This is a genomic window from Mesorhizobium alhagi CCNWXJ12-2 (genome assembly GCF_000236565.1).
GTDB lineage: Bacteria > Pseudomonadota > Alphaproteobacteria > Rhizobiales > Rhizobiaceae > Allomesorhizobium > Allomesorhizobium alhagi.
In genome coordinates this window covers 1-4,568 of sequence record NZ_AHAM01000099.1, presented here as the reverse complement: position 1 = coordinate 4,568, position 4,568 = coordinate 1, and the positions used below count along the sequence as shown (strand labels likewise).

Sequence of the window (4,568 nt, the reverse complement as noted above, 5' to 3'; positions counted from 1 at the left end):
GAAGAGCGTCGACATTTCAGAAGTAGATAAGCAACCAGCCGGGCGTCGCGTTCGATCCATTCCGCTATCCGCCCAGGCTCTTCATTCGAACATTGCTGACTAGTTTTCTACATCTAGCGTCTCAAGGGCTGCCACCACACCAAATATTGACTTTTTTGGCGAATTGGTCTATATATCTTACTATATATAGATACTTGCGCCGCCGCAGCCCTGTTCTTCCACATCCAAGGATCCATTCATGACCGCGACCAATGCCGGCGCCGCGCGCGCCGTTGCAGAGCATACTAGCCGCGTCGAAACAGTCTCCCTATCAGCGGTCGCAGATACCGCGGCCACCTATGACCCCTACGAAGCGGCAAACGATAACATAGCCGCAGCCCAACAACAGCCAAGCACCGCCATGCCGGCCGATCGCATTCTCGGCTGGCTTTTCACGGAAGGCCACATTGGTCAGGACGAACGCGACGCGGGCGAGCACGTCATCAAGCTGGCCAGCATAGTTCGCAGTCCGCTGACCTCGGCCGTGGTGCGCTACACGGCCCGCGATGCCGATCGTAAATGGCGCCCGGTTGAGACGCAGCGCCATACGATCCGACCGGCGCTCGAAAAGCTGATTGCCGCCATCCGCTACGAGCCCCGCCGAAAGGCAACGGTCCAGGCCTTCGTGGTCGACGAGACCAACATCGACCTTGAGAACCCGCACCGCGTTGCACAGGGCCTGTCCGACGTCGCCAGGCATCTCTGGGGTAGGCCAGAGGCGGTTACGCGCATCATGGTCGCCGCCAACGACAACCAGCCGCAAGTCGACAAGGCCGCGGCGAAGGGCAGCGTATTCCGGGCCTCGGACAATCTGCAGCGGATGCACACGGCAAAGCAACTGGACGACGATCCCGAAACCAACGACGCGCTGTTCGCGGCCGGCCTACGGTTTGCACAAGACCATCACCAAGCTGGTTTATCGCCCTTGGGTGCCGTGGATTACAGCCGCCAGGTCGTGGATTGCGGCGGGCAGCAGAGCGTAGCGGAGGGTAGGGCGGTTGCTCGTGACCGGTATCGAGCCGCACGCGAACTGCTTGGCAGCCGTTACGGCCGGGTCGGGCAAGGGGGGGGTGGGGGAGGGTAGGTCGTTGCGTTGGAACGGTTACGGAGCCGCACGCGAACGGCTTGGCAGCCGTTACGGCAGGGTCGTGGAAGGCGTGGGGGTCCAAGGCAAGTCGCTGGGCTAAGTTGGCGCCGAAGTCCCCCGGGTCAAAGACCGCGGCAAGGCAATCGCGGCGGCGGGCGAACGGCTGAATGCCGGCCTGCGATTGTTGGCTGTGCGGTACGGGATCCTGCGGAAATGAAGGCACCGTACGACTATTCGCACATTCGTCAGAAAGATGGGGAATCGCTCGCCGAGTACTTCACGCGTGTCGTTGCTGACTGGGCAGTGGCTGAGAGCAAGGGCAGGGTGGCGCGAGTGCGGCATGCACTACACCACATGCAAGGTTTGGCCGAGGAGGCCGGCCTCGCAATCGCACGTCGCGAAAGCGGAGAACGCCTGCTCAAAGAAACCGCAGCTTTGAAAGGGCGAATAGCCGATCTGGAGGCGATGCTGCGCGGCAGCGTCTCCAAAATCGAAGCCGAAGAAGAGCGGCGGAAAGCTGCTGTGGGAATGCGAACGAGGGCATCGCTGTTGGCAGAAGGGCCAGACGGCGAGCCGAATGGATTGTCCGAGGCGATCTATGCTTTACCGCTGCCGTCAAACAGGTGGGTGCCGGGAATATTGTCCTAATGATATACTTGCTGGACGAGATTGAAATTACGCCTGCGATGATCGAGGCGGGGATTTGCGCCATAAGAGAACTTCCCCTTGGGGGGAGATTAGAGGAAATCGTAACAGCAGCGTTTGTTGCGATGCAGGTGGCTGCTCATGAGGCCAGCGTTTCAGCCTCGCTTACAAGTGTCTCTAGGTAGTCCAGGACTAAGCCTGCGATAACATCGGGGTAGTCTCCCCCTCGAATCCCATCGACTTCTGGGATATGGATTGGCTTACCGAGATGGGACAATGGCGGGTCGCAGGCGTCGCCATATCTGTCATCAACGACCCGGACGCATCTTAGCCTGGCGCCGTCCATGACACCTTTTCTGAGGCCGCCTACTCTTTCTCCCGTCTTAGGATCGAACACTTGCGCGGTTATGGGATGGCGCTCACCATATGTGGGTCTAATCATGCGCGTGTTATTGCCCGGCTCTTGGGCGGTGATGCGTTCTATGCCGTGTTCGTCGGTGTTGCGCGCAAAATGGACATAGCGCAAAAGATCGTCTTTCTTGCGCTCGTGCTTTTTGCGTCCGAACCAAGCCAAGCTCTTGCCGTTCTTCTTGGCACCTTGTTCTAGTTTGGAATAGATTGCGGAGCATGCGAGAAGGAAATCCGTCCAAGCATCTTCTGAGTCTTCGTATGAAGACGAGTCCTTTAATCGTGCAACCGCGTGGCGGGCTTTGCCTAGGCGTTTTCTAGCTTGTTCTACGGCGGAGGTATTCATGAGCGACAGACCCTGACAAAACGTGGCGAAGACAAAAGCGCGGGTGACCGACTCCCAAGCGGATGCTTAAGACGCAGCCGAAAGCCGCACAAAGGGAACGGCGACGAGGTATTGCGCCGTCTTCTGAAAACCCCTCCCGATCATAAGACCGGGAAGGGCAAGGAAAAGCAGAAGGTGAAAATAAGGCTTCTCCATCTCATCTAAGGCGTTAAGGATTACCATATACATTTGGCGAGCGGCGCCATGGCGCTCGGCCGGTCCATGTAAGTGAGATTGATCTCGTTTAACCAAACCGCGCGTTTATCCAGTCGTTTGTCCCTGCATACGCCATATGGTGATGAGGACGTAAATCGAAGGGAACGACAACCACGGCGTCATCGTCATCAATGTAGCCCTTGAGGTGGTTCCGCAAGTCGGCGGCAGAAATGTCTAGATCTAGGAAATAAAACGACCGAAGCACCTTGTGACCATCCAGGCGGTCCATTTCGGCCCATAGCTTTGGATAGTCCTTGTTTGCATTTAGTTGGTAGTTCACTGCGAAGTAGGCCATGTCAAAAAGTCCTTGTGTGGCGCCACAGGACGCTTGACGGACTCGACCAGAATAGTAATTTGGTGGTCGTGTTTCATGTGCCCGGCCGCCCTGTGGCTTGGTTACATTGACGGCGGTGATTCGCAACAATCACCGCCGTTTTCCATTGGAGCATGACGTTTGGGGAACGCAAGCTGTGTTCCCGTTCCGTACCCGCGATTCACAGCTAGGGTTTTTGCGCTTACGCTAGCGTCTGAAGGCTGCCGCCTTCGGCTTCACTGGCAAGATGTGCGTTGACGCCAGCATGGAAGGCATCGCGCACCTCGTGCGCACCATGCGCATCGAGTTTGCTATGATTGATTCAGGATTAAGTTCGCGGGTGGCGAAAGCCGCCCGTTTTCTGTTTCGGCGCGCAGCTTATTTGCGGCCGGCCCCGTGCAAGAGATTAGCACGGGGAACTTCACCCGCAATCAGTAGCCGTGGCCCATTGGCGCGTTGTAAACGCCAACGGGATATTGTGCCCTAGTCAGGTACAGCGGAGTGATTGCGGGCTGACATACCCCGCGGGCACCGTCTCTGCTTTGGCATGCGGCCGCGGGGAACTTCACCGCAGCGCGTGAAGAACGCGAAGCGGTGCGCCCCGCTCCCGATGGCCGCAAGCGGCCGCGGTTGAGCGGGGCGGGTTAACTACCCTTCCTGGGGAAAATCAGAACTCCGCGAACCTCGGGATTTCCAAGTCTCTTCTGGACTATTTCCAACAGTTTATCCATTGAACCTTTATCGTCGATGATTTTTCGGTCAACAATAACCGTAAGGATTTCTGTCTGATCATCGTACTTGCTTTCGAGTCCTTGAGTGTCTCTTTCAGTCATGGATTCCCCCTTTGATTCGGCAGCAGCAAAGCACCAACACCGATGCCGAGCAATCCCCACCACCGCACTGTCGAAGCCGAGCAATACCGCCGGCTCTACAGAACGGCAGCCTGGCAACGCTTGCGTCTAGCGCAACTGCGCAGCCAACCCCTATGTGAGCGGTGCCTCTGCGACGACGTGGTCGAGGTTGCCACTGTTGTTCACCATCGCATTGCCCATAAAGGCGACGAGCACCTGTTCTGGGATCCAGAGAATCTGGAAAGTGTCTGTGCACCACACCACGACACGCTGATCCAGCGGGAAGAGGCGCGAGGCTACACGATCGGCAGCGACATCAACGGTCGGCCGGTGGATCCGGCCCATCCGTGGAACCGATCGTGACCCTCACATCTGGTCGTTGTACGGTTCCTTCATTCGGCCAACCATTCGAGCCAATTTTGAAAACGAAGGGATATCCGCGTCCGGCTGACACTGATTGGCCAGTTCGAGCAGTCTGATCGGGAAGTTGACAGCATCACGACTCGACGGTGACATACCGTCGGACCGTTCTTCGCCAGTCTCGCTTGCTTCAGCTTTCCGCAAAGCTATGTCTATCTCCTCAGCCGAGAGCACTCCCTTGCGGACAAGGATATGATTGATCGA

The 4,568-nt window shown here is 57.4% G+C and carries 7 protein-coding genes; 3 read left to right on the top strand and 4 right to left on the bottom strand.

Annotation, left to right across the window (positions count from 1 at the left end):
- Nucleotides 1-238 precede the first annotated feature (238 nt).
- Both MAXJ12_RS12640 and MAXJ12_RS12635 read left to right on the top strand, forming a co-directional pair.
- A complete protein-coding gene (locus tag MAXJ12_RS12640; RefSeq protein ID WP_008836269.1) occupies nucleotides 239-1,123 on the top strand; it encodes a hypothetical protein in 885 nt (294 codons plus the stop codon).
- Nucleotides 1,124-1,339: 216 nt separating this feature from the next.
- Nucleotides 1,340-1,774 (top strand): hypothetical protein, encoded by a 435-nt coding sequence (locus tag MAXJ12_RS12635; RefSeq protein ID WP_008836268.1) that lies wholly within the window; start codon nucleotides 1,340-1,342, stop codon nucleotides 1,772-1,774.
- 136 nt (nucleotides 1,775-1,910) lie between these two features.
- On the opposite strand, the gene MAXJ12_RS36730 is transcribed toward MAXJ12_RS12635, so the two are convergent.
- From MAXJ12_RS36730 to MAXJ12_RS36725, 3 genes are all read right to left on the bottom strand, one after another.
- Nucleotides 1,911-2,525, bottom strand: coding sequence for a hypothetical protein (locus MAXJ12_RS36730; RefSeq protein ID WP_139043881.1), 615 nt, complete (start codon nucleotides 2,523-2,525; stop codon nucleotides 1,911-1,913).
- A gap of 283 nt (nucleotides 2,526-2,808) precedes the next feature.
- On the bottom strand, nucleotides 2,809-3,075 hold the full coding sequence (locus MAXJ12_RS12625) for a hypothetical protein (RefSeq protein ID WP_008836264.1): 267 nt from the start codon (nucleotides 3,073-3,075) through the stop codon (nucleotides 2,809-2,811).
- Between the two features lie 662 nt (nucleotides 3,076-3,737).
- Complete coding sequence (locus tag MAXJ12_RS36725; RefSeq protein ID WP_008836263.1) at nucleotides 3,738-3,926, bottom strand: hypothetical protein; 189 nt, start codon at nucleotides 3,924-3,926, stop codon at nucleotides 3,738-3,740.
- A 42-nt stretch (nucleotides 3,927-3,968) separates the two neighbouring features.
- Between MAXJ12_RS36725 and MAXJ12_RS35190 the strand changes: the two genes are divergently transcribed.
- Nucleotides 3,969-4,307: an HNH endonuclease signature motif containing protein gene (locus tag MAXJ12_RS35190; protein WP_008836262.1), complete on the top strand. Its 339-nt coding sequence runs from the start codon at nucleotides 3,969-3,971 to the stop codon at nucleotides 4,305-4,307.
- 3 nt (nucleotides 4,308-4,310) lie between these two features.
- On the opposite strand, the gene MAXJ12_RS38545 is transcribed toward MAXJ12_RS35190, so the two are convergent.
- Nucleotides 4,311-4,568: hypothetical protein (locus tag MAXJ12_RS38545; RefSeq protein ID WP_008836261.1), on the bottom strand; the 258-nt coding region annotated here is incomplete at its 5' end.